This window comes from Paenarthrobacter sp. AMU7, from assembly GCF_041200195.1.
Classification (GTDB): Bacteria; Actinomycetota; Actinomycetes; order Actinomycetales; family Micrococcaceae; genus Arthrobacter.
Genome location: NZ_CP165735.1, coordinates 3784281 through 3806185 on the forward strand (window position 1 = coordinate 3784281; position 21905 = coordinate 3806185).

At 62.5% G+C, this 21905-nt stretch carries 21 protein-coding genes; 9 read left to right on the plus strand and 12 right to left on the minus strand.

Annotated features, from left to right (window positions below):
* Positions 1 to 222 precede the first annotated feature (222 nt).
* Both ABQM86_RS17355 and ABQM86_RS17360 read right to left on the minus strand, forming a co-directional pair.
* A complete protein-coding gene (locus ABQM86_RS17355) occupies positions 223 to 1806 on the minus strand; it encodes an NCS2 family permease (protein ID WP_207594691.1) in 1584 nt (527 codons plus the stop codon).
* Between the two features lie 6 nt (positions 1807 to 1812).
* Positions 1813 to 2307, minus strand: a complete 495-nt coding sequence (locus ABQM86_RS17360; RefSeq protein ID WP_017200639.1) for a nucleoside deaminase — start codon at positions 2305 to 2307, stop codon at positions 1813 to 1815.
* Between the two features lie 411 nt (positions 2308 to 2718).
* Between ABQM86_RS17360 and ABQM86_RS17365 the strand changes: the two genes are divergently transcribed.
* Positions 2719 to 4062 (plus strand): 8-oxoguanine deaminase, encoded by a 1344-nt coding sequence (locus tag ABQM86_RS17365; protein WP_207594693.1) that lies wholly within the window; start codon positions 2719 to 2721, stop codon positions 4060 to 4062.
* Between the two features lie 105 nt (positions 4063 to 4167).
* Here ABQM86_RS17365 and ABQM86_RS17370 read toward each other — a convergent pair whose 3' ends face one another.
* The 4 genes from ABQM86_RS17370 to ABQM86_RS17385 form a co-directional block, all read right to left on the minus strand.
* Complete coding sequence (locus ABQM86_RS17370) at positions 4168 to 5172, minus strand: hypothetical protein (RefSeq protein ID WP_369745089.1); 1005 nt, start codon at positions 5170 to 5172, stop codon at positions 4168 to 4170.
* 217 nt (positions 5173 to 5389) lie between these two features.
* Positions 5390 to 5629, minus strand: a complete 240-nt coding sequence (locus tag ABQM86_RS17375; protein WP_369745090.1) for a hypothetical protein — start codon at positions 5627 to 5629, stop codon at positions 5390 to 5392.
* A gap of 350 nt (positions 5630 to 5979) precedes the next feature.
* Complete coding sequence (locus ABQM86_RS17380) at positions 5980 to 6915, minus strand: hypothetical protein (RefSeq protein WP_369745091.1); 936 nt, start codon at positions 6913 to 6915, stop codon at positions 5980 to 5982.
* Between the two features lie 393 nt (positions 6916 to 7308).
* Positions 7309 to 7485, minus strand: coding sequence for a hypothetical protein (locus tag ABQM86_RS17385; RefSeq protein WP_014922716.1), 177 nt, complete (start codon positions 7483 to 7485; stop codon positions 7309 to 7311).
* Between the two features lie 370 nt (positions 7486 to 7855).
* Between ABQM86_RS17385 and pucL the strand changes: the two genes are divergently transcribed.
* The 3 genes from pucL to ABQM86_RS17400 all read left to right on the plus strand — a co-directional run bounded on the left by pucL (position 7856) and on the right by ABQM86_RS17400 (position 11096).
* Positions 7856 to 8770: a factor-independent urate hydroxylase gene (pucL, locus tag ABQM86_RS17390; RefSeq protein ID WP_207594695.1), complete on the plus strand. Its 915-nt coding sequence runs from the start codon at positions 7856 to 7858 to the stop codon at positions 8768 to 8770.
* Between the two features lie 172 nt (positions 8771 to 8942).
* Positions 8943 to 10451 carry a nucleobase:cation symporter-2 family protein gene (locus tag ABQM86_RS17395; protein ID WP_369745092.1) on the plus strand — a complete coding sequence of 503 codons (1509 nt, stop codon included), beginning with the start codon at positions 8943 to 8945 and terminating at the stop codon, positions 10449 to 10451.
* Positions 10452 to 10628: 177 nt separating this feature from the next.
* Entirely contained in the window at positions 10629 to 11096 is a 468-nt protein-coding gene (locus tag ABQM86_RS17400; RefSeq protein ID WP_369745093.1) for a DUF2867 domain-containing protein, read from the plus strand.
* A 67-nt stretch (positions 11097 to 11163) separates the two neighbouring features.
* Here the strand turns inward: ABQM86_RS17400 and ABQM86_RS17405 are convergent, their stop codons facing one another.
* Entirely contained in the window at positions 11164 to 11919 is a 756-nt protein-coding gene (locus tag ABQM86_RS17405) for an IclR family transcriptional regulator (protein ID WP_011776026.1), read from the minus strand.
* A gap of 221 nt (positions 11920 to 12140) precedes the next feature.
* Between ABQM86_RS17405 and ABQM86_RS17410 the strand changes: the two genes are divergently transcribed.
* Genes ABQM86_RS17410 through ABQM86_RS17425 form a run of 4 tightly spaced genes read left to right on the plus strand, consistent with a single transcriptional unit; the run spans position 12141 to position 17250 of the window.
* On the plus strand, positions 12141 to 13541 hold the full coding sequence (locus ABQM86_RS17410; RefSeq protein ID WP_369745094.1) for an NAD-dependent malic enzyme: 1401 nt from the start codon (positions 12141 to 12143) through the stop codon (positions 13539 to 13541).
* Between the two features lie 19 nt (positions 13542 to 13560).
* Positions 13561 to 15159 carry a malate synthase A gene (gene aceB / locus ABQM86_RS17415; protein ID WP_207594704.1) on the plus strand — a complete coding sequence of 533 codons (1599 nt, stop codon included), beginning with the start codon at positions 13561 to 13563 and terminating at the stop codon, positions 15157 to 15159.
* A gap of 1 nt (position 15160) precedes the next feature.
* Positions 15161 to 16423, plus strand: coding sequence for an aldolase (locus tag ABQM86_RS17420; RefSeq protein WP_369745095.1), 1263 nt, complete (start codon positions 15161 to 15163; stop codon positions 16421 to 16423).
* Between the two features lie 14 nt (positions 16424 to 16437).
* Positions 16438 to 17250 (plus strand): bifunctional allantoicase/(S)-ureidoglycine aminohydrolase, encoded by an 813-nt coding sequence (locus tag ABQM86_RS17425; RefSeq protein WP_011776030.1) that lies wholly within the window; start codon positions 16438 to 16440, stop codon positions 17248 to 17250.
* An 84-nt stretch (positions 17251 to 17334) separates the two neighbouring features.
* Here the strand turns inward: ABQM86_RS17425 and ABQM86_RS17430 are convergent, their stop codons facing one another.
* Both ABQM86_RS17430 and ABQM86_RS17435 read right to left on the minus strand, forming a co-directional pair.
* Positions 17335 to 17646: a hypothetical protein gene (locus tag ABQM86_RS17430; protein WP_369745096.1), complete on the minus strand. Its 312-nt coding sequence runs from the start codon at positions 17644 to 17646 to the stop codon at positions 17335 to 17337.
* Between the two features lie 85 nt (positions 17647 to 17731).
* Positions 17732 to 18046 carry an MmcQ/YjbR family DNA-binding protein gene (locus ABQM86_RS17435; protein WP_207594712.1) on the minus strand — a complete coding sequence of 105 codons (315 nt, stop codon included), beginning with the start codon at positions 18044 to 18046 and terminating at the stop codon, positions 17732 to 17734.
* Positions 18047 to 18114: 68 nt separating this feature from the next.
* Here ABQM86_RS17435 and ABQM86_RS17440 point away from each other — a divergent pair, with 68 nt between their 5' ends.
* Positions 18115 to 18474, plus strand: a complete 360-nt coding sequence (locus tag ABQM86_RS17440) for a VOC family protein (RefSeq protein ID WP_369745097.1) — start codon at positions 18115 to 18117, stop codon at positions 18472 to 18474.
* A gap of 16 nt (positions 18475 to 18490) precedes the next feature.
* Here ABQM86_RS17440 and ABQM86_RS17445 read toward each other — a convergent pair whose 3' ends face one another.
* Genes ABQM86_RS17445 through ABQM86_RS17455 form a run of 3 tightly spaced genes read right to left on the minus strand, consistent with a single transcriptional unit; the run spans position 18491 to position 21745 of the window.
* On the minus strand, positions 18491 to 19399 hold the full coding sequence (locus ABQM86_RS17445) for a carbohydrate ABC transporter permease (RefSeq protein WP_207594714.1): 909 nt from the start codon (positions 19397 to 19399) through the stop codon (positions 18491 to 18493).
* Between the two features lie 10 nt (positions 19400 to 19409).
* Positions 19410 to 20408 carry a carbohydrate ABC transporter permease gene (locus tag ABQM86_RS17450; protein WP_207594715.1) on the minus strand — a complete coding sequence of 333 codons (999 nt, stop codon included), beginning with the start codon at positions 20406 to 20408 and terminating at the stop codon, positions 19410 to 19412.
* Positions 20408 to 21745 carry an extracellular solute-binding protein gene (locus ABQM86_RS17455; protein WP_337340019.1) on the minus strand — a complete coding sequence of 446 codons (1338 nt, stop codon included), beginning with the start codon at positions 21743 to 21745 and terminating at the stop codon, positions 20408 to 20410. The genes ABQM86_RS17450 and ABQM86_RS17455 overlap by 1 nt, the downstream gene beginning before the upstream one ends.
* Between the last annotated feature and the right edge of the window lie 160 nt (positions 21746 to 21905).

Genomic DNA, 21905 nt, shown 5'->3' on the forward strand with positions numbered 1-21905 from the left:
TAAGTCAGTAAGAGTTCAGTCAGTCAGAGTTCATAGGAACGGGGGCAAGGGCTTCATCTCCCTGCCCCCGTTCCTTGACGGAGCGTCGACCGCCCAACCGCCGCCCGCCGTCGTGCCTGTATTAGGAGGACGACGACGGCGGACGCCTATTCGTGCGGTGGGTACCGACGGACCGCCGATCAGAGTGCCGGAATGACCGCCGGCGCGGGGTGCGGCTCCGGGTCAGACGCCCATCAGGGCGTTGATGGGGCCGCGGGCGAAGTAGATGATGAAGCCTGCCGTGACCACCCACATGAGCGGGTGAACTTTCTTGGCCTTACCCGACGCTGCGCTGATCACGGCGAAGGAGATAAATCCGACGCCGATGCCGTTGGCGATCGAGTAGGTCAGCGGCATGGTCACGATGGTCAGGAACGCAGGGAGCGCGATGGAGAACTTGGTGAACTTGATCTCGCGGATCTGCGCCATCATCATTGCACCCACCACCACCAGGGCTGCTGCTGCAACTTCCAGCGGCACCACCGAGGTGAGCGGCGTGAAGAACATCGAACCCAGGAACAACAGGCCGGTGACCACGGAGGCCAAGCCGGTACGGGCACCTTCGCCGATGCCGGCAGCGGAGTCGATGTAGACGGTGTTGGATGAACCGGACGTTGCGCCACCCACCACTGCGCCCATGCCTTCAACAATGAAAGCCGACTTCAGCTTGGGGAAGGTACCGTCCTTGTGTGCCACGCCTGCGCTCTTGGCCAGGCCAGTCATGGTGCCCATGGCGTCGAAGAAATTGGTGAACACCAGGGTGAAGACCAACATGGTGGCCGCCAATCCACCGATCCTGGCGAAGGAGCCGAAGAGATCGAACTGGCCCACCAGGCTAAGGTCCGGGACGGACACCAGCTGGCTGGACAGGATGGGTACGTTGAGGTGCCAGCCGCCGGGGTTGTCGGCGCTGCCTGGACCAATGCGGAACACGGCCTCGGCAACAGCGGCGAGGACAGTGGTGGCGACGATGCCGATCAGCAGGCCGCCTTGGATTTTGCGTGCCACGAGGATGCCCATGGTCAGCAGTCCGATGATGAAGACAAGGGTGGGGATGGAGGTGATGGAGCCGTTGTCGCCGAGCTGAACCGGTGGGCCGCCCGTGGTGGCGCGGACAAAGCCGGAGTCCACAAAGCCGATGAAGGCGATGAACAAGCCGATGCCAACGGTGATGGCTGCCTTGAGCTCCTTGGGAACTGCCTTGAAGATCGCCGTCCGGGCGCCGGTGGCACCGAAGATGACAATCAGGATGCCGTTGATGACCACAAGTCCCATGGCTTCAGGCCACGTGACTTCCTGGATCACCGCGACGGCCAGGAAGGAGTTAATGCCCAGCCCGGCCGCGAGGCCGAAGGGCAGGTTGGCGATGAGACCGAAAACAATGGTCATGACGCCGGCGGTCAGGCCGGTGACGGCTCCAACCTGTGCAGCCGAAAGCCAGCCGCCGGCGACGTCGGTGGGAGCGTTTTCTGCCGAGAAGCCGCCAAGGATCAGCGGGTTCAGGATGACGATGTACGCCATGGTGAAGAACGTGACCAGGCCGCCGCGGAATTCGCGGGCCAGCGTGGATCCACGCTTGGAGATCTGGAAGAACTTGTCCAGGAAGGAGTTCGACACCGGGGGCTTCTTGTTGCCACCTGCCAGGCCGGTTGCCGTGTGCTTTGCCGCTGTGGGCTCTGCGCTGTCTCCCTGGGGAAAGAGCGCAGCCTGCTTTTCAGCTGCTGTCTGCTTTTCAGCGGAATTATCCAGGATTGTCATGTCAGCCACCGGGCCCTAGTAGTCAATCCTGGAATCAAGCGTGTTCCATGTGTTAAACGGCTGGAGGGCCGCCGGAGCCTGGGGGTCGCCCAGTTCCAGCTTGGCTACCGGCATCAGCGCGTCCCGGTTGTCATTCTCGAAGTACTCGTAGAAGACAGCGTCATCGAAGCCGACGGATGCGGCGTCGTGACGGTCTGCGGCAAAGAACACGCGGTCAACGCGTGCCCAGAGTGCGGAGGCCAGGCACATGGGGCATGGCTCGCAGCTGGTGTAGAGGGTTGCTCCGCTGAGATCGAAGGTTCCCAGTTCGCGGCAGGCGTTGCGGATGGCCGTGACTTCTGCGTGGGCGGTGGGATCGTTCGTGGCGGTGACGCGGTTGACGCCTTCGAAGGCTCGTCCGTCCGCGGTGACAATGACGGCGCCGAACGGGCCCCCACTGTTGAGGACATTGGCTGTAGCCAGCTCAATGGATGTGGCCAGGAATTGCTCGGCCGTGACGGTTGTACTCATGTTGCGACTTCCTTAGTGCTGAGGAAGCCAGGTGACCTATGTGGGGGCGCTACAGAGAAGAGCTCCAGTTAGCTTGGTTACCAGGCTTCAGCATGTGCGATGAAGGTTAAGTTGCGCCTGGTAGATAGCTTCCCGAGGTCCGGGTGCCCGCCTTTGGCAGTTAGAGCGTAGCACCAGCTTTGTGAGCCGCGCCATAGTTTTTTGAAAACTTAATTTCGTCATGCGAAATTACTTATTCCACGGTTCTGGTGGCCGAATGTGACCGGGAGCGCCCCACGGACGTTGACCGCCGCCGTCGGGCATTCTACGCTTTTCGGACTGGGCCGCATTCTGACGGTCCGGCACCTGGATCAGCAGACAGGGCCTAACTGAGCTGGAACGCGTACACGCCGACCAGACAAGGAACCTGTCATGACCCCACTTTGGATCAAGAATCCGTTGGGCATTTTCACCGCTAACGACCTCGACGCCGGTGGCGGCCTGGTGGTTTCCGACGGGAAAATCGTAGAGCTGGTGCCTTCGGGCGGGCAGCCTTCATCTCCCGCCGACGTCTTTGATGCCTCCTCCCATGTGGTCCTGCCCGGCCTGATCAACACGCACCACCACTTCTACCAAACGCTCACCCGCGCGTGGGGTCCCGTGGCCAACGCTCCCCTGTTCCCATGGCTCCAGAACCTGTACCCGGTGTGGGCGCGGCTGACGCCCCGGAGCCTTGAGCTTGCCGTACAGGTTGCGCTGGCTGAGCTGCTGCTTTCCGGCTGCACCACCGCTGCCGACCACCACTACCTCTTCCCCGACGGTATGGAAGACGCGATTGACATTGAGGTTGCAGCCGTACGTTCCATGGGCATGCGCGCTACCTTGACCCGCGGGTCCATGACCTTGGGAGAGGACGACGGCGGGCTGCCGCCCAGGACCACGGTCCAGTCACCTGAGGCGATCCTTGCGGACAGCGAACGGCTCATTCGCCAGTATCACGAGACCGGTGACGGAGCCGTTGTGCAGATCGCACTGGCCCCCTGCTCGCCCTTCTCCGTGACCAAGGAAATCATGGCCGAGAGTGCCGCCATGGCCGAACGATTCGATGTCCGGTTGCACACGCATTTAGCCGAGACCATTGATGAAGAAGACTTCTGCCGGTCCATGTTTGGACTGCGGACCGTGGATTACCTGGAGTCCGTGGGTTGGCTGGGCAACCGGACCTGGCTGGGACACGGCATCCACTTCAACGACGAGGAGATCGCCAGGCTGGGAGCCGCAGGCACCGCCGTCGCGCATTGCCCCACCTCCAACATGCGCCTGGCCTCCGGAACCGCGAGGGTCCTGGAACTCGAGGCTGCTGGTGTTCCCGTAGGGCTGGGAGTGGACGGATCGGCGTCGAACGATGCTTCCAACATGATCCTCGAAGCCCGGCAGGCACTGTATTTGCAGCGGCTCCGCTACGGCGCTTCAGTTCCTGTGGAGCGGGCCCTTGGCTGGGCCACCCGTGGATCCGCCGCGGTTCTTGGGCGCTCCGACATTGGGCAACTGGCTCCGGGTTTGCAGGCGGACTTGGCCCTGTTCAAACCCGACTCCTTGCGATTCTCGGGCAGCCACGACCCCGTTGCCGCGTTGCTGCTCTGCGGTGCGGACCGTGCTGACCGGGTGATGGTGGGGGGTGCTTGGCGGGTGGTTGACGGTGCGATTCCGGGGCTGGACGTCGCCGGTCTGATCGCTGAGCACTCGGCGGCGGCACGGAAGTTGGTTGCGGGGTAGTTTCGGTTTCGCTTGCGCGAAATCGCCGGAACGCGTCCATTTCACAGGGAACGTTCCGGCGATTTCGCACTATTCCGGCGATCTCGCTGCCGACCGCCAGTTGTATCAGATCGTGATCTTGTAGATGTGATGTGTGTACTCGTTGGCGAACGAGTCTGTGAACTTTCCGTTCTGGACAGAGATGGTGCGGTTCTCGCCCACAACCTCCACCTGCGTACCGGTGATCCCGGCCGGGAGGGTGAACGTCTTGGAACCTGTACCGCCGTTCAAGCCGATGCCTGCGAAGAGGTAGGCACTTCCATCCTTCGCCTTAAGCATCGTGTCCGTGCCCGCGGCGTCTGCGTCCCACACATAACTCTGCGTGTTGAGTACAGGTGCCAAGGACTGGATACCGGCTAGGGCAGCCTTGATCTTCGCCTTCCTGTCAGCCGGCGCCTGAACCAGTGAGTACGTCCCGAAGCCTGCCTGGCCATTGTTGTTGTGCTGGAAGATACTGATCCCGCGTGCCTCATGGATGATGCCGGACCACATAGCGCCTTCCATCTGCTCCGGTGTGATGGTGCGGTCATTGGAGGCATTCAGGAACGGGCGTGCCGACTCAACAAATATCCAGTTCGGATGGATACCCGGCACCGACTGGAACTTGCGCATCTGGTCAATCTGCCAGCCGTAGGCCGCCGAGGTAGCAGTGTTCGCACCCTCCGGCCATGCCGGCGTCCGGTTCAACTCGTCCTGTAGATCCGCCCGCGTGTACATGTAGTTATCCACGGATGCCGCGTCAACAGCAGACATGAAGTCATCCATGAGCCCCGGCGCCCAATAGGTTCCCAGGATGCCCTTGGAATAGTTGGCGAACGCAAACCTGCCGTCGTTGAAGCCACGGATCTGGGCCACCTTGTTCTTCATCTGCTGAAGGTTCTGCTCATATGTTGAACCGTTGCAGCCGAGCCCCAGCATGTCGCACTCGTCATAGGTGTCCCAGCCAACCACGTTCGGGTTGCTGCCCACTTCAGTCCGGGACCATTCTGTTCCGGCGATGACCAGCATTCCCGTGTTCGTGATGGACGCCATGGTGGAACCGTCATGCTCGGCGTTCTGGTAAACGTTCACGCCAATGTCCTTCAATTGGGTGGCGTGCTCAGGTTTTCCGTAATAGACGCTGACGGGGAACAGATTAGGGTTGTTAAGCTTCGCTGCGCCGGGGAACTTTGCCCAGTACGCAGGGCCGCCATCCCAGGGAACCCGAGCCAGATTGGCGAGGGTGCCGGTGGTTGGAGTTGTGGGGGTTGGGGTGGGCGTCGGGGTGGGGGTTGGGGTGGGCGTCGGGCTAACCGTCGTCGCACTCGGCGAAGGCGTCGGGGACGGGCTTTCGCTCGTCTCCGTCGGCGAAGGCGTCGGCGTCGGGGTCGGGGTCGGGCTTACGGTAGTCGGACTCGGCGATGCTTCCGTGGCGGTTATAGTCGGTGTCGGTGTCGGCGTCGTGCACCCTGCCAGAGCCAACGCGATCACCGCCCCAAGCATTGAGACCTTGAGTTTCATGACAGTGTTCCTTTGGGGTAGCAGCCACAAGCAGGCTGCTGCGTTGCCGGAATCCCCACACCCGGCTCTCGTTGTCACCTGCCGAGGCAGGGATTTTCGGCCGGGGATCGTGACCCGGCACGGCTCGATGACGAGCGTCGGTATTACTCGACATGCTGCGGTGCGACGCGTGCGGACGTAAGGCCGGCGCCATCGAGCGAGCAAACGCAACCCCTCAGTCAGGGTCGCCACGGCCTTCAAGACCCAAGGGGGTGGCCGTCAGCCCAGCTTACGTGAAGCCCCCAGCGCCCCGCCGATTGTTACGCAGATCACATTCCACCATTTCGATGCTTCGCTGCGCATAAGACGGCAGGAGCCGTCGAGTGCGCAGGGATTCGTCTATTCGGCCGCGCGGAGAGTTCGCAGCACGCGCATCTTGAAGTCGCGCTCCTGGAACAGATCCCGCCATTTGATGCGAATGAACCTCCAGCCGAGCTCAGTCAGGGCCTTTTCGCGCTGACGTTCTTGGAAGACAACCTCATCCGTTGGCGCGTAGTCGAAGTACTTGATCCTGCCGTCGAACTCCAAGGCCACCTTCTTGTCGCGCCAGGCTAAGTCCAAACGGTGCCGGCCCTCAACCGTGCGGACTTCCACCTGAAGTTCCGGTGGCTCAATGCGGAGTCGCACCAGAAGTTCCCGACTTAGGGTCTCACCCGGGGACTCAGAGCGGGGATCGGCATTTTCCAAAGCCCGTCGCAGCGAAAGCACTCCGTTTCTGCCGGACAGGAATTCGCACATCTGCGTCAACCTCGCGACATCAGCACCAATTCGGAGGGCCTGGTCCATCAAGACAAGGCTCTGCCGGTAGTCCAACATCAGGCAACAGTCCACCACTGTCCGCTCCAGCGAAGTACACGGCAGCCCGTCCACGAGGACCACCTCGCCCTCCCCAAGCACTCTGGAATGGGCCGCTACATCGCGGCCATGCGAAATCGGCGACGGCGTCTTCTTCTGCGTAATGTGCACGCGGTCGTCAACATCCCACAGGAACAGGCGGTGGAGGCGGGCAGCGAAGGTGTGGCTGTAGACCAAGCCACCGCCCGACGTCGTGAGTGTCCCGTGGGCGTGCGCGGCGATCAGTTGCCGGCTTCGGACCCAAGGTTTTTGCGCCGCCCAGGTCCGCCCACGAATGTAGCAGCCTCGGCGGAGCCTCACCAGAACTCCCCCTCGCACTAGGGCTGCTATGGCACGGGCATTAAATCCCGCCTCATTGAGCTGGCTGGTCCGCCACAAGTCCATGCCGGACGGAAGCTCCCTGGGAGCGGAATTAGTCATGAGCCAAGCTTCGCCACGCCCGCGAGCCCGGGAAAGGCGTGCACCGTCCCATGTGGAAAAGTCCGATTCGATGGCTTGCTGCGGGCTGGATGACTCCTACCGTCTAATCTGCAGCGAAGCATCTGCCTGGAGTCATTCCCGAGTTCCGGACAGACCGGGATCTCCACCGAACCAGAATGCGTCGCGAGGCTAACCCAGCCCGATTCGATGGCTTGCTGCGGGCTAGATGACTCCTACCGTCTAATCTGCAGCGAGGCATCGAAACGGGGGCCACAGCACTCGAATCGGGGGCGGAGCGCACAGAAGGCACACAAAAGCGGGCGACACCTCCCCAGGTATCGCCCGCCTCGTTGGCTCTGTTGCGCAGAGTCCACGCCCCGAAGATGCAGGGTCTCAGGGGCGCTGCCGGCCGAACACCGGGAGTGCGCGCAGCCAACGGGAGAACCCGCCAGCCTTGCGGTCACAGTCGGCCGGAATGTAGAAGTCCGGATCTGTTGCACCGAAGGGCAGGTACAGCTCCTGACCGGGCGCCGGGAATTCCACGACGTTGTTCGTATCCTTCGAGTCCATCTGTTCCTCCTCTTTCTCATGCATGCAGTTTCCGCTCTTCGGAAAACTTTTATTGTTATGTGGAAAGTGTAGGCAGGCGGCAAAGCAAGCGTCAAGACCCCCGAAAAGCCAAACCGAGTTGCCCCGGTCACATTTGGATGGTTCATAACGATCCTTCGGAATCCATATACACAACTCGAAATCATGCGCTACTCTCGAATGAGTTCGTGGCGTAGGTCACGTAACCTGAGAGCAGCAGGCAGGGTCGTAATGAGCTGGCATCAATGGATGTCGGCTCTTTTTTGTTGGGTCGGCTCCACCAGAAACGCGGTGGAAACACGCGCTTAATTTCATTGATGGAACGTAGGTTCCACCTCACAGAAGTTGGGATATGACCATGAGCAACAACATCGTCCTCGGCGAAAACCAGTACGGCAAAGCAGAAGTCCGCGTCGTCAAAGTCACTCGGGATACGGACCGCCACCACATCGAAGACCTGAACGTCACCTCGCAGCTGCGCGGCGACTTCCAGGCCGCGCACCTCGAAGGCGACAACGGCCACGTCGTTGCCACCGACACCCAGAAGAACACCGTCTATGCGTTCGCCCGTGAAGGCATCGGCTCCCCCGAGTCCTTCCTCCTGCGTCTTGCAGACCACTTCACAGGTGGGTTCGACTGGGTCACCGGCGGCCGCTGGGAAGCCGAGGCCTACAGCTGGGATCGCATCCAGGCCCATGGCGAGGGACACGACCACAGCTTCGTCCGCAACGGACAAGAGGTGCGTACCGCCGTCGTCGTCCGTGATGGCGCAACCACGCATCTTATTTCCGGCCTCAAGGACCTGACCGTCCTGAAGACCACGCAGTCCGGCTTTGTCGGCTACCCGCGCGACAAGTACACCACCCTGCCGGAGACCACCGACCGCATCCTGGCCACCGATGTATCCGCCCGCTGGCGCTACAACACCAACCTGGACTTCGCCGGCACGGACTTCAACAAGAGCTACGAGGACATCAAGGCACTCCTGCTGGAAGGCTTCACCGAGAACTACTCCCACGCCCTGCAGCAGACGCTGTTCGACATGGGCAAGAAGGTCCTGGAAGCACACAGCGAAGTGGACGAGATCAAGTTCTCCATGCCCAACAAGCACCACTTCCTGGTTGACCTGAGCCCATTCGGCCTGGACAACCCCAACGAGGTCTTCTTCGCCGCGGATCGCCCGTACGGCCTCATCGAAGCAACCGTCCAGCGCGAGAACATCGCCGCTGCCCCGGTTGCCTGGAGCGGCATCGCCGGCTTCTGCTAAGCCAGCACCTAAACCGCACTAAACCGCACCATCCAAGGGTTTGTGTGCAGGTCCCACCACATGCGCCCCGCAATGGACCTGCACACAAACCCAACCCCAAAACCCAAAGATTTTGTTAGCCAGACACAGTTAGCCAGACGAAGACGTCTGCCATGAACCCAGAAAGTCTGCCATGAACATCAAAAAGAAGTCCCGCCCTGCGAATACCACCTCTTCGCGGAAGCATCAGCCGGAACGCCCCGAGGACAAGCGCCTGTCAATTGGCAGCACCTTCGCTTACGGCTTCCAGCACGTCCTCACCATGTACGGCGGAATCATTGCCCCGCCGCTCATCATCGGTGCAGCTGCCGGCATGAACTCGCAGGACATCGGCCTCCTCATCGCCGCCTGTTTGTTTGTTGGCGGCCTGGCCACCATCCTGCAGACGGTTGGTATTCCGTTCTTCGGCTCGCAGTTGCCGCTGGTCCAGGGCGTGTCCTTCGCCGGTGTTTCCACCATGGTGGCGATCGTCCAAGGCGGCGGCGGGATACAGGCAGTGTTCGGCTCGGTCATCGTGGCATCGCTGATTGGCTTGGCGATCACCCCCCTGTTCTCCAAGATCATCAAATTCTTCCCACCAGTGGTCACGGGCACAGTCATCACCACCATCGGCCTGACGCTGATGCCGGTGGCGGCAAACTGGGCCATGGGCGGCAACGCCAAGTCCGACAACTACGGCAGCATGGCCAACATTGGGCTCGCAGCGGCAACCATGGGCGTCGTCCTTCTCCTGAGCAAGGTTGGCAACGCCGCCATCTCCCGGCTCTCCATCCTGCTGGCCATGGTCATCGGCACCATCATCGCCCTCATTGCAGGCATGGCCGACTTCTCCAAGGTTGGCCAAGGCGACATCGTCGCGTTCCCCACACCGTTCGCTTTCGGCGCGCCGACCTTTGAAGTCGCCGCCATCATCTCCATGCTCATCGTCATCCTGGTCACCCTGACAGAGACCTCGGCCGACATCATCGCAGTGGGCGAGATCGTGGACACCAAGGTGGACTCCCGCCGCATCGGCGACGGCCTCCGCGCAGATATGCTCTCCAGCGCCATCTCCCCGCTGTTCAACTCCTTCACGCAGAGCGCCTTCGCCCAGAACGTGGGACTGGTGGCCATCACGGGCATCAAGAGCCGCTTCGTGGTCAGCGCCGGCGGCCTTATCCTGGTGATCCTCGGCCTCCTGCCGATCCTGGGCCGCGTTGTAGCAGCGGTTCCGACGCCCGTTTTGGGCGGTGCCGGTGTGGTGCTGTTCGGTACGGTGGCCGCCAGCGGTATCCGCACCTTGGCCAAGGTGGAGTACAAGAACAACATGAACCTGATCATCGTCGCGGCATCCATCGGCTTCGGCATGATCCCCATCGCCGCACCGTCCTTCTACGACGCGTTCCCGTCCTGGTTCTCCACGATCTTCCACTCCGGCATCAGCTCGGCAGCCGTCATGGCCATCCTGCTGAACATCCTCTTCAACCACTTCAAAGCCGGCAATTCAGACAACCAGTCGGTGTTCGTCGCCGGTACTGACCGGGTTGTCAGCGAAGAGGACATCAAGTGCCTGAGCGAAGGCGACCGCTTCGAAAACGGCAAGCTCATCGACGCCGACGGCAAGGAAGTCCCGCTCAAGACCTCCAGCGCGTCGGAGCACTAGCTTTCAACCGCGCAAACAACAGCAGGCGGCAGTGTTTCCTTGGGGGACACTGCCGCCTTTTGTCGCCTCGCGCGGAAAGCGGACAGGAACAGAATGTACGACGCCGGAACCCGCCCACGTGGCGCCCTCGCCACCGCAGGCACTCGCTTCCCACGCGGCGCGCCGTAGGATCAGCCCATGACCGAACAGGCTCCTTGCTTCCACTCGTTGGCCTTCCGCAAGATCCCGACGCCGGACTACGCGGACGTCTGCTTGGCCGTCCTTCCCCAAGGGGCCGGCACGGACCCCACGGAATGGGCAGAGCGGCTGTTCGCCGTGGAGTCCATGCCCCGCTGGGTTGCCGGAGCCATGGGTTTGCGGCAGGCACTGGTCCCTTTGATCGGCGTACCCAAGGCCCCGCTGGACACGTTCAGTGTGACGGAGCAGTCCGGGGAAGAAGCCCTGATTTTTGTCCGGGACAAACACCTGGACTTCGCGGCCGCCGTCGGCGTCGATCCGGTGGGCCGACTGATCAGGGTGACCACCGCCGTCGTACTTAAGGGGTGGCGGGGGAAGCTGTACTTCAGCCTCGTGCGGCCGGTGCACCCGATTGTGGTGAACTCCATGTTGAAGAAAGCCACCCGCCCACAACCAACGCCGAGGTAACAAAAGATGGCAATGCTTTGGGAAACATTGCCATCGAATGACACCTCGGCGGGTGAGGGCGGTAAGCCTAGTTCTGGTTCAGCTCCGCGGAGATCGCCATGGCAGCTTCACGCAGCATGGGCACGGCGCGGTCAGCGAAGCTCTGGTCAACGCGGGTGATCGGTCCGGACACGGAGATCGCGGTGGGCGTGGGCGCGTTGGGCACGGCCATGGCGAAGCAACGGACGCCGAGCTCCTGCTCTTCCTCGTCAATGGAGTAGCCACGTTCGCGGATGAGCTTGAGGTCAGCAAGCAGGGAGTCGATGTCGCCGATGCTCTTGGCCGTGGGAGTGGGCATGCCGGTGCGGGCCACGATGCCGCGGACAACCTCGTCGTCCAACTGGGCGAGGATGGCTTTGCCCACGCCGGTATCGTGCGTGTGGGCGCGGCGGCCGACCTCGGTGAACATGCGCATGGAGTGCATGGACGGGACCTGGGCCACGTAGATGACCATGTCCGAATCAAGGACGGCCATGTTGGAGGTCTCGCCGAGGCGTTCCACCAGTGTCTTGAGCTGCGGACGGGCCACAGCGCCGAGTTGCTTGCTGGCGCCTTCACCGAGCCGGATCAGGCGCGGGCCCAAGGCGTAGCGGCGGTTGGGCAGCTGGCGGATGTAGCCCAGGGACACCAGCGTGCGGAGCAGGCGGTGGATGGTGGGCAAGGGCAGGTCGGTGGACGACGAGAGTTCGCTGAGCGTGACGTCGCCGCCCGCGTCCGTGATCAGTTCCAGCAGTTCAAAGACGCGCTCAACGGACTGCACGCCTCCGGAGGCTTTTTCAGCCATTCCCTTGTCTCCCATGACTCAGATTCCGACAACTCTTATCCGCATCGTGAAAAGAATTGCTTAGAACACCCAACATACAGCACAGCGCGCACCTGCGCGATGACACCGAACATGACCAAGCAAGGGGTTGTGTTTCCACTTTGTAGATAATAATATCCATAATACGAAAACATTCAGTTTGGAACGGCGGCCCGGGAACGGGCCTTACAGGAGGAATTTCAATGGCGAATCCGAGCCCCGGAAACTCGATCACCCTGCGCGTCGCCGCACCGTCGAGCTTTACCGCTACCAGCGAACTGGCAGCAGCCGTCGGCGCAGCCGGTGCAGCAATCACCGCCCTGGACGTCACGGAATCCCACCACGAGACGATCGTTGTTGACGTCACCTGCAACACCACCGACGACAACCATGCAGCCCGCGTGAAGGACGCCCTGAACGCCCTCGACGGCGTCACCGTCCAGCACGTCTCGGACCGCACCTTCCTCATGCACCTCGGCGGCAAGCTCGAAGTCGTCCCCAAGGTAGCCCTGCGCAACCGTGACGATCTTTCACGCGCCTACACTCCCGGCGTCGCACGTGTCTGCATGGCCATTGCCGAAGACCCGGGCGCAGCCCGCAACCTGACCGTCAAGCGCAACACCATCGCCGTCCTCACCGACGGCTCGGCCGTGCTGGGCCTGGGCAACATCGGCCCCGCCGCCGCACTTCCCGTGATGGAAGGCAAGGCAGCACTCTTCAAGCAGTTCGCCAACGTTGACGCCTGGCCGGTCTGCCTGGACACCCAGGACACCGAAGAAATCATCATGATCGCCAAGGCCATGGCCCCCGTCTACGGCGGCATCAATCTCGAAGACATCGCCGCACCGCGCTGCTTCGAGATCGAGAACCGCCTCCGCGAAGAACTCGACATCCCCGTCTTCCACGATGACCAGCACGGCACAGCGATCGTCACGCTGGCTGCCCTTGTCAACGCCCTCCGCGTGGTGGACAAGAAGCTCTCCGAGGTCAAGATCGTGGTTTCGGGCGTCGGCGCTGCCGGCTCGGCCATCATCCAGCTCCTCAAGGCCCAGGGCGCGCAGCACATCATCGCCGCCGGCCGCTCCGGCGCCATCCACTCCGGCGAGGAATATGGCGACGAGCACCGCAGCTGGATTGCCGCGAACACCAATGAAGAAGGCTTCTCCGGAACCCTGCACGACGCCCTCAAGGGAGCGGACGTCTTCATCGGCGTCAGTGCCCCGCACGTGATCGGCGAAGAGCAGGTGGCCTCCATGGCCGAGGATGCAATCGTGTTCGCCATGGCCAACCCGACGCCGGAAATCGACCCCGTTGTTGCGTCCAAGCACGCAGCCGTGGTCGCCACCGGCCGCAGCGACTTCCCGAACCAGATCAACAACGTGCTGGCCTTCCCGGGCTTCTTCCGGGGCCTGTTGGACGCCGGTGCATCGGACATTACGCCGAACATGCTGGTGGCCGCAGCCGAGGCCATTGCCAACCGTGTAGCTGACGATGAGCTGAACGCGAGTTACATTATCCCCAGCGTCTTCGATCCCCATGTTGCCGCCGATGTGGCCAGTGCCGTAGCAGCAGCTGCGCATGCCAACGCCGCCAGCGCACTCTAGAAAAAAGGAATCCGCTCACATGGCTATCACAGTCACCGATCCCCGGCCGATCGATCGCGCCGAGGAAATCCTCACTCCCAAGGCACTGGCCTTCGTCGAGGAACTGCACAGGCGCTTCGCCGGCACCCGCAACGACCTCCTTGAAGCCCGTAAAGTCAAGCGCCAGAAGGTTGCCGACACGTCCCGCCTGGACTTCCTCCCGGAGACCCAGGACATCCGCGACGGCGACTGGAAGGTCGCCGAGGCACCGGCAGCCTTGCAGGACCGCCGGGTCGAAATGACCGGCCCGGCAACCCCGGCCAAGATGGCCATCAACGCCCTGAACTCCGGCGCCAAGGTGTGGCTGGCGGACCTCGAAGATGCCAGCACGCCCACGTGGCCCAACGTCATCGACGCCATCCTCAACCTTCGCGACGCCGCCCAGGGAACCCTGAGCTACACCTCGCCGGAAGGCAAGGAATACCGACTTCGCACGGACGCTCCCCTGGCTGTCGTTGTCGCCCGCCCCCGCGGCTGGCACATGGAAGAACGCCACCTGCTGATCGACGGCGAACCCGCCGTGGGTGCGTTGGTGGACTTCGGCCTGCACTTCTTCCACATCGCCAAGCAGCTGCTCCTCAACGGCCACGGCCCGTACTACTACCTGCCCAAGATGGAGAGCCACCTGGAGGCACGCCTCTGGAACGACGTCTTCGTTTTCGCCCAGGATTTCCTCGGCATCCCGCAGGGCAGCGTCCGCGCCACGGTGCTCATCGAAACCATCCCGGCGGCGTTCGAGATGGACGAGATCCTCTACGAACTGCGCGATCACGCCTCGGGCCTGAACGCCGGCCGTTGGGACTACCTCTTCAGCATCATCAAGTACTTCCGTGATGCCGGCGAAGAGTTCGTCCTCCCGGACCGCGCCACCGTTGCCATGACGGCACCGTTCATGCGGGCCTACACCGAACTCCTGGTCAAAACCTGCCACAAGCGCGGCGCCTTCGCCATGGGTGGCATGGCCGCCGTCATCCCCAACCGCAAGCAGCCCGACGTCACCGCCGCAGCCTTCGACAAGGTCCGCGCCGACAAGACCCGCGAAGCAAACGATGGCTTTGACGGTTCCTGGGTGGCCCACCCGGACCTGGTTCCCACGTGCCGCGAAGTGTTCGATTCCGTGCTGGGCGACCGTCCCAACCAGCTGGACAAGCAGCGCCCCGAGGTGAGCGTCACGGCTGAGCAGCTGATCGACGTCGCCTCCGCCGAAGGCCACGTCACCGAAGCCGGCCTGCGGCTGAACCTGTACGTCGCCGTCGCTTACACAGGCGTGTGGATCTCCGGCAGCGGTGCCGTGGCCATCCACAACCTGATGGAAGATGCCGCAACCGCGGAGATCTCCCGCTCGCAGGTCTGGCAGCAGATCCGTAACAAGTCAGTGCTCGCGGACACGGGCAACACCGTGACCCGCGAACTCGTCACCCGGATCCTGGGCGAAGAGACCGAGCGCCTGCGCATCGAATTCGGCGACGAGAACTTCACCAAGTACTACGAGCCGGCGTCGAAGCTGATCGAGGACATCTGTTTGTCCGACGATTACACCGACTTCCTCACCACGCCGGCGTATGAGCTGGTGGGCTGAGATGGGCTCATTCTCTGCATCCGATCTGGCCCACATCGAGTCGCAGCTTGCCGCGACGGACCAGCTGCTCGACCGGAACTACCCTGGCGACGACGGCTCACGACAGCCCATCCACACCGTCTACATCCCGGCTGACCGCTTCACACCAGCTCTCGCAGCTGAGTGGGGCGCCCAGGCCCTCGCGACGGCGGAAGCCCACGGCGGCCTGGAAAAGCTGGGTCAGCTGTTGGGCCAGGAGCCTCACTTGGCTGCTGCTGTTGCCGAACGGGTTGCTGCAAAGCTTTCGGCTGAGCCGATCGAGGACCTGCGTTTGGACTTCGAAGACGGCTACGGCGACCGCGGGGATGAGGCAGAAGACGCCGACGCCGTTGCTGCCGCCAAGGCTGTTGCAGCCGCAGTTGCGGCCGGAACAGCTCCGCCGTTCATCGGCATCCGTTTCAAGTGCTTCGAAGCCCCCACCCGGGCCCGCGGCCTGAAGACCCTGGACCTGTTCGTCTCTACTTTGGCTGAGTCCGGCGAGCTCCCCGCCGGCCTGGTCCTTACCCTGCCCAAGGTCACCACTGTGGCACAGGTCCAGGCCATGGACTTCGCAGTGTCCCGCCTGGAGGAAGTCCACGGGCTTCCCGCCGGACGGCTACGTTTTGAGGTCCAGGTGGAAACACCGCAGCTCATCATCGGCGCAGACGGATCCTCACCTGTCGCCCAGCTCCCCCACGTTGTTCCGGGGCGCATCAGCGCCCTGCACTACGGGACCTACGACTACAGCGCATCATTGGGAATCTCCGCGGAATACCAGTCCATGGAGCACCCGGTGGCCGACTTCGCCAAGGAAGTCATGCAGCTCGCTGTTGCGGGCACGGGCATCCGCCTCTCCGACGGTTCCACCAACATCATCCCCGTGGGCGATGCCGTGGAAGATGCGTGGAAACTGCACGGCCGACTGGTCCGACGTTCCCTGGAAAACGGCTACTACCAGGGGTGGGACCTCCACGCCGCCCAACTGCCCAGCCGCTTCTCGGCGTCGTACGCTTTCTACCGCGAAGGCCTGCCCGCCGCGGCGCTCCGCCTCCGCAACTACGTCGAACGCACCGAAGGCGGCGTCATGGATGAGCCCGCCACCGCCCGCGCGCTTGCCGGCTTCGTCCTCCGCGGCGTCCAGTGCGGCGCAGTGGGGACCGACGAGGTCAAGGCGCTTGCCGGCGTCGAACTTTCACAGCTGACCGCACTGGCGCACCCGCGGCTCGCACAACCAACTTCGCACTGATAGGAGCAATTCGCATGGGCAAGTATTACTACCCGCAGGGCGGTCTGCCGCCGCAGACGCAGCTGACCACGGAACGGGCGATCGTCACCGAGGCGTACACGGTGATCCCCAAGGGCGTGATGACGGACATCGTCACCAGCAACCTGCCGGGTTTCTCCAACACGCGGTCATGGATCATCGCGCGGCCGATCTCCGGTTTCGCCACCACGTTCTCGCAGCTGATCGTGGAGATCGCGCCGGGCGGCGGGGCTCCCAAGGCCGAGTTCGAGGCGGGCGTTGAAGGCGTCATCTTCGTCACCAAGGGCCAGGTGAACCTGACCCTCGACGGCGAACTGCACCACCTCGAAGAGGGTGGCTACGCCTACCTCGCTGCCGGTGCAGAGTGGGGCTTGGAGAACGTTTCCGACGACATCGTGTCCTTCCACTGGATCCGTAAGGCCTACGAGCGGCTCGAAGGGTTCGAAGCCAAGTCCTTCGTCACCAACGAGAAGGACGTGGAGCCCACCTCCATGCCGGACACCGACGACGTCTGGAAGACCACGCGCTTCACGGACTCCAGCGACCTCGCGCACGACATGCAGGTCAACATCGTCACCTTCCAGCCCGGCGGTGTGATCCCCTTCCCGGAGACCCACGTCATGGAGCACGGCCTGTACGTGCTTGAGGGCAAGGCCATGTACCTGCTCAACAACGACTGGGTTGAGGTGGAGGCCGGCGACTTCATGTGGCTGCGCGCGTTCTGCCCCCAGGCTTGCTACGCCGGCGGTCCGGGCGAGTTCCGTTACCTGCTCTACAAGGACATGAACCGCCAGGTGAAGCTCACCTAGTCTGTTGCTTGCTTGCGCCGAGATCGCCGGAACGCTGCCAGTTCGCCTGGAGCTTTCCGGCGATTTCGCGTTTCTGCGGCGAACTCAGCGCTCTGGGTGGCTTCCGCGACGGCCGACGGCGAGTCCCGCCCAGAACGCGAGGACCAACAGGCCAACCCCCGCCACGGCCAAGCCGAGCTGGGTCCCTTTACTCACGAAGGAGCCGTTGTCCCCCACGAACACACTGTCGCTCAGTGGCGCGTAGGCAAACCAGCCAATCTGGTCACTCATGCCGTTCCACGCCACGATCACGCCCACAACCACGGCGATTAACCCCAGCAAAGGCACGACGGCGGCTGCCAGTTTGCGGGCAGGCTGCGGTGTGTTGTGTTCCCCAAGTGTGTTGTGATCCCCCATGCGGCCGAGTCTAGCCCGACCGCCCGCACCCAACTGGGTAACAGCACATGTTCTACTGAGCGCTCAATGGGACGTTTGCTGTTACTCAGTTGGGTTTGCCTGGGCCGCCGGCGATTCGGTACGACTCCTGCAGCAGCTCATCCAACTCGTCCGTGCCGATTCGCTCGAGCCTGATCAGCATGAGTTGCGGGGATTGGTCGTGATGTGGGGTCCAGAAGAAGGTATCCGGATTCATGGCTGCGAGCGCTTCGCGTTCATCGGTTTTGACGGTGCCCACGCCTTCTTCCCAGATGCGGGCCATGAGGGTCTTTGCGAACCAGGCGGGCTGTCCCCAACTGGGACGCTCACTTACACCGGGCATGCCCAGGCAGATGCGCCGGATATCGTCTTCTGTGGCCATGGTTCACTGTGGCACTGGTGCTGCGCAATGGACAAGACATGCCAGGGCACCGCCGCTACGCTGGCCCCATGTTGACTATCGGCAGCACAGTCCTGGGCGTCAATGACATGGCCCGCGCCACCCGGTTCTGGCACCAAGCCCTTGGATACGTCCCACGGGAACCGGGCGATGACACGTGGGTGATCCTGGTACCGGCGTCAGGCACCGGACCCCAACTGGCCCTCATGCTCAGTGAAACACCGGTACAGGATCACCCCCGCACTCACCTTGACCTCTACGCGGATGACCAGGTTGCCGAGGTGGAGCGGCTCATCGGGCTCGGCGCCCAACGAGTTGACTGGGACCTGTACCCCGAGGATCCGGACTTCGTGGTCCTCGCTGACCCGGACGGCAACCGCTTCTGCGTGATCGACAAAAGTCCGCGGTAGCCCCGGCGTCGGGGGTCTATTTGCCCATCCCCAGCGTCAGTCCCTCGGTGAGGCGTCTGCCCAGCCACACGTAGATAACCAGCATGGGCAGCACAACCATCACAAGGCCGGCAAACAGCCCGCCCCAGTCAGCGCCCGAGTAAGTCTGCTGCTGCACGAACGAAATCAGCGCTACCGGGAGCGTGTATTTCTCAGTGGATTGCAGCAGGGTCAAGGCCAGAAGGGTTTCGTTCCAGTGCGAGATGACCTGGAGGATGAAGGCTGTGAGGATGCCTCCCTTGGCCAAGGGCAGGGTGATGCGCCAAAACGTTCCGAAGGCCGTGGTCCCGTCCAGGGCTGCGGCTTCTTCCATCTCCAGGGGGAGGGAACGGAAGAAGGCGGTCAGCAGGAAGACCGTGAAGGGCATGGAAACCCCAATGTAGACGAGGTTCAATCCGATGATGCTGTCCGTGAGATACACCTTGTTCAGCATGACGAAGAGTGGAATCAGAATGACCTGTGCCGGAATACCCAGGCCCAGGATGAAGTAGAGGCTCAGACCGCGGGTCAGCCTGTTGTCCACACGGCTCAGGTAGTAGGCACACGGCGCGGCGATGGCGACCGTCAGGACCGAGGACACCACCGTGGTCAGCAGGCTGTTCCATGTGGCCACCGCGAAGTCTCCCACCGTCCAGGCCCGCACGAAGTTGCCGAAGTCCAGGGACGACGGCACCCCCCAAGGGTCATCAAGAATGGCACGGGTATCCCGAAATGCCTGTGCCACCATCCACACCAGTGCCGCGATGCTGATCGCGACCACCAACCACAGCAGACCCACCCCGATCCCACGGACCACGCTGCGCTCGCCGCGCAACGCGGGACTGACGCCCCGGCGTCCCCGCCTGCGGGTGGTAGCCATGGGTCCCAGCAGTTTGTATTCGCTCATGACATTTCCTTTAGAACTCGACGGCGTCGCGACGCATTGCGCGGCGCAGCAGGACAACCAGGATGGAGATCAGCGCCAGGGACAACACGGCAGAGGCCGTTGCGGCTCCATAGGCCGGCGTTGACTGTCCGGAGAAAGCGTTGACGTAGGTGTAGACGGCGGCCGTCCAGCTCTGGGTTGGCGGCACCCCGGCCCCGGAACTTCCACCGAAGACCCAGACGATCTCGAAGATCTTCACCGACGAGATGGTCCACAGCACGGCACAGGTGCCGAAGACGTCCCAGGTCAGCGGGAGGATGACATACCGCAGCCTCTGGAACGCGGTGGCCCCTGCCAGTGCACAGTCCTCGTAGTAGTAAGGCGGAATACGGTCGACGCCGGCCATCAGGATGGTGGTGAAGTAGCCGGTGGTAGTGCAGACCAGCGTGACCATGATGAGCGGGAAGATGTTGTCCTGCGCCAGCCACTTTGGCGGATCCGTCACACCAAGAGGTGCCAGGATGCTGTTCACCATGCCGCCGGGGTTGAAGATGAAGCCTGCCAGGACGCCGAACACGAGCGCGTTGATGAGGTGCGGGAAGAAGATGACGTTACGGACCACTTTCTTCCCTGCCATGTCCCGGAGGACGAGCGTCATGGCAAAAGCGAGAATGAAGATCGCGGCTCCCACCACGAACAGCAGAAGCAGGGTGTTGCCGAACGATGACAGGAACAGCGGGTCCCGGAAAATCCGGCCGTAATTGTCCAGGCCCACGAATTTCATGGGTCCGGAACCTGCCCACTTGTGGAGGCTGATCCAGACTGCGCCCAGGGCGGGGACGATGAAGAGGACGGTGTACAAGACGAATGCCGGACCCACGAAGGGAATCAGCAGTTTCTTGCGCTGCACGTCAATGGAACTTCCCGGCCGGCGGCCTTGAGCTGATGCCCTTGTGGCCACCGGATTGCGGGAAGCCGGATTCTGCAGTGCCGCTTTCCTGGCGCGTGGCTCCTTCAGACCCACGGACATCAGCCGTTGTCCTTCCAGTACTGGATCTGGGCTTCCTTCATCTTGGCCACGAACTCTGCGGCTGTGGTCTTTCCAAGGAACAGTTCATCGTCCCTGGGGAAGAAGACTTTCTCGGTGTAACCGGGGAACGTCACGCCGTCGTTCTGCAGGTGCGTGGCCGGAGCGGCGTCGATGGCGGCTTTGACGCTTGCGACGGCGGGGTCCACCGGTGCGTCCTGCCTCACCGGCAGCACCTTGGCGTCCGTTCCGAGGGCGTTCTGGTACTTGGCGCCCAGCAGGTACGCCGCAAGTCGCTGGGCAGGAACCTGGTTCTTGGATTTTGCTGGAACAGCGAAACCAATGAAGTCCACGCGGGCACTGGCTGGCTTGCCGCCGATGGCCGGGAACTGGAAGGAGGAATATTCGAAGCCGGGTGCGGCATATGAGCCGGTTTCCGTGGGCGTCCATGAGCCGTTGAGGATCAGTGCCGCATCGCCGTTCGCCCAGAGCTGTTGTTGCGCCGGGAACTTGCTGGCGTTGTAGCCACTGTTGAGGTATCCGCCCTTAACCAGGGTTTCCACCTTTTGGGCTGCTTCAAGGACAGCGGGATCGTCCCACCCTTCACCGGACTTGTCTTCGGCGAGGGCCTTGAAGCTGCCTGCGCCTTTGAGCCGGAGCAGCGCGGTGACGAACCATGTGGAGTTGTAGCCGGCGATGTCACCGTCCGCGGCAATGGGTGCTGTTCCACCGGCCTTCAGCTTGTCCAGGACCTCAATAAATTCATCCCAGGTGGCGGGCGGCGTGGCTTTGAGCTCCGGGTGTTTGGCGGCGTCGAACCAGATGCCGTCGGAGCTGATGCTGTAGGGAACCATCCAGGGCTGTCCGTCTTCTCCCTTGAAGACGCCGTTGCTGGTGAACTTCTCCGGGATCACTGAGCTGACGGTCTTCCCATCCAGCTCGTACGAGTAGACGGACGTCAGGGGGCTGGCCTGCCCGGTTTCGCCGATCACCGGAGCGAGCTTGGCGAGCGTTCCGTCCACCAGGTCCGGGACGTTGTTGGTGTTCAGCGCGGGGACGAGCTTTTCGGTGTTGCTTCGTCCCTGCCATTGGACGCTGACTTTGGCTCCGGTTTCTTTTTCGAAGTCCGCGATGGCAGTGGCGATGACCTTTTGCTGAGGTTCGCCGTCCTTCCACATCGACCAATAGTTGATGGTCTGGCCGGAAATGGACCCGGAAATATCCACGGCTTCGGCGGCCGGGGAGGCATCGGTGGCTCCGCCGCAAGCAGTGGTGGACAAGGCAAGCGCTGCACCCAACAGGGCGGCCAGCGGGCGAAGATGACGGGCTGTTTTGCCCATGGGAATCACCTTTCGAGTGAGGGGGAACCAGCCGGATGCGGTTCAGTGAGACGACTCTCACAGCCCCCGAAAGCAGGATTCAATGAGTATTTTGGAAAGTTTCGATGATGGTTTGGCATCCCCGGCGTACCCCAGGTGAGTCCGGCCCAATTAGGCATTT

What these genes read in the sequence shown, in the direction of transcription:
- ABQM86_RS17385 (WP_014922716.1), bottom strand. Translation starts at nt 7,485, where the DNA reads ATGGACTCGAAGGATACGAACAACGTCGTGGAATTCCCGGCGCCCGGT.
- ABQM86_RS17430 (WP_369745096.1), bottom strand. Translation starts at nt 17,646, where the DNA reads ATGGGGGATCACAACACACTTGGGGAACACAACACACCGCAGCCTGCC.
- ABQM86_RS17445 (WP_207594714.1), bottom strand. Translation starts at nt 19,399, where the DNA reads ATGAGCGAATACAAACTGCTGGGACCCATGGCTACCACCCGCAGGCGG.
- ABQM86_RS17360 (WP_017200639.1), bottom strand. Translation starts at nt 2,307, where the DNA reads ATGAGTACAACCGTCACGGCCGAGCAATTCCTGGCCACATCCATTGAG.
- ABQM86_RS17380 (WP_369745091.1), bottom strand. Translation starts at nt 6,915, where the DNA reads ATGACTAATTCCGCTCCCAGGGAGCTTCCGTCCGGCATGGACTTGTGG.
- ABQM86_RS17400 (WP_369745093.1), top strand. Translation starts at nt 10,629, where the DNA reads ATGACCGAACAGGCTCCTTGCTTCCACTCGTTGGCCTTCCGCAAGATC.
- ABQM86_RS17450 (WP_207594715.1), bottom strand. Translation starts at nt 20,408, where the DNA reads ATGTCCGTGGGTCTGAAGGAGCCACGCGCCAGGAAAGCGGCACTGCAG.
- ABQM86_RS17420 (WP_369745095.1), top strand. Translation starts at nt 15,161, where the DNA reads ATGGGCTCATTCTCTGCATCCGATCTGGCCCACATCGAGTCGCAGCTT.
- ABQM86_RS17440 (WP_369745097.1), top strand. Translation starts at nt 18,115, where the DNA reads ATGTTGACTATCGGCAGCACAGTCCTGGGCGTCAATGACATGGCCCGC.
- pucL (WP_207594695.1), top strand. Translation starts at nt 7,856, where the DNA reads ATGACCATGAGCAACAACATCGTCCTCGGCGAAAACCAGTACGGCAAA.
- ABQM86_RS17425 (WP_011776030.1), top strand. Translation starts at nt 16,438, where the DNA reads ATGGGCAAGTATTACTACCCGCAGGGCGGTCTGCCGCCGCAGACGCAG.
- ABQM86_RS17455 (WP_337340019.1), bottom strand. Translation starts at nt 21,745, where the DNA reads ATGGGCAAAACAGCCCGTCATCTTCGCCCGCTGGCCGCCCTGTTGGGT.
- ABQM86_RS17365 (WP_207594693.1), top strand. Translation starts at nt 2,719, where the DNA reads ATGACCCCACTTTGGATCAAGAATCCGTTGGGCATTTTCACCGCTAAC.
- ABQM86_RS17395 (WP_369745092.1), top strand. Translation starts at nt 8,943, where the DNA reads ATGAACATCAAAAAGAAGTCCCGCCCTGCGAATACCACCTCTTCGCGG.
- ABQM86_RS17435 (WP_207594712.1), bottom strand. Translation starts at nt 18,046, where the DNA reads ATGGCCACAGAAGACGATATCCGGCGCATCTGCCTGGGCATGCCCGGT.
- ABQM86_RS17410 (WP_369745094.1), top strand. Translation starts at nt 12,141, where the DNA reads ATGGCGAATCCGAGCCCCGGAAACTCGATCACCCTGCGCGTCGCCGCA.
- ABQM86_RS17405 (WP_011776026.1), bottom strand. Translation starts at nt 11,919, where the DNA reads ATGGCTGAAAAAGCCTCCGGAGGCGTGCAGTCCGTTGAGCGCGTCTTT.
- aceB (WP_207594704.1), top strand. Translation starts at nt 13,561, where the DNA reads ATGGCTATCACAGTCACCGATCCCCGGCCGATCGATCGCGCCGAGGAA.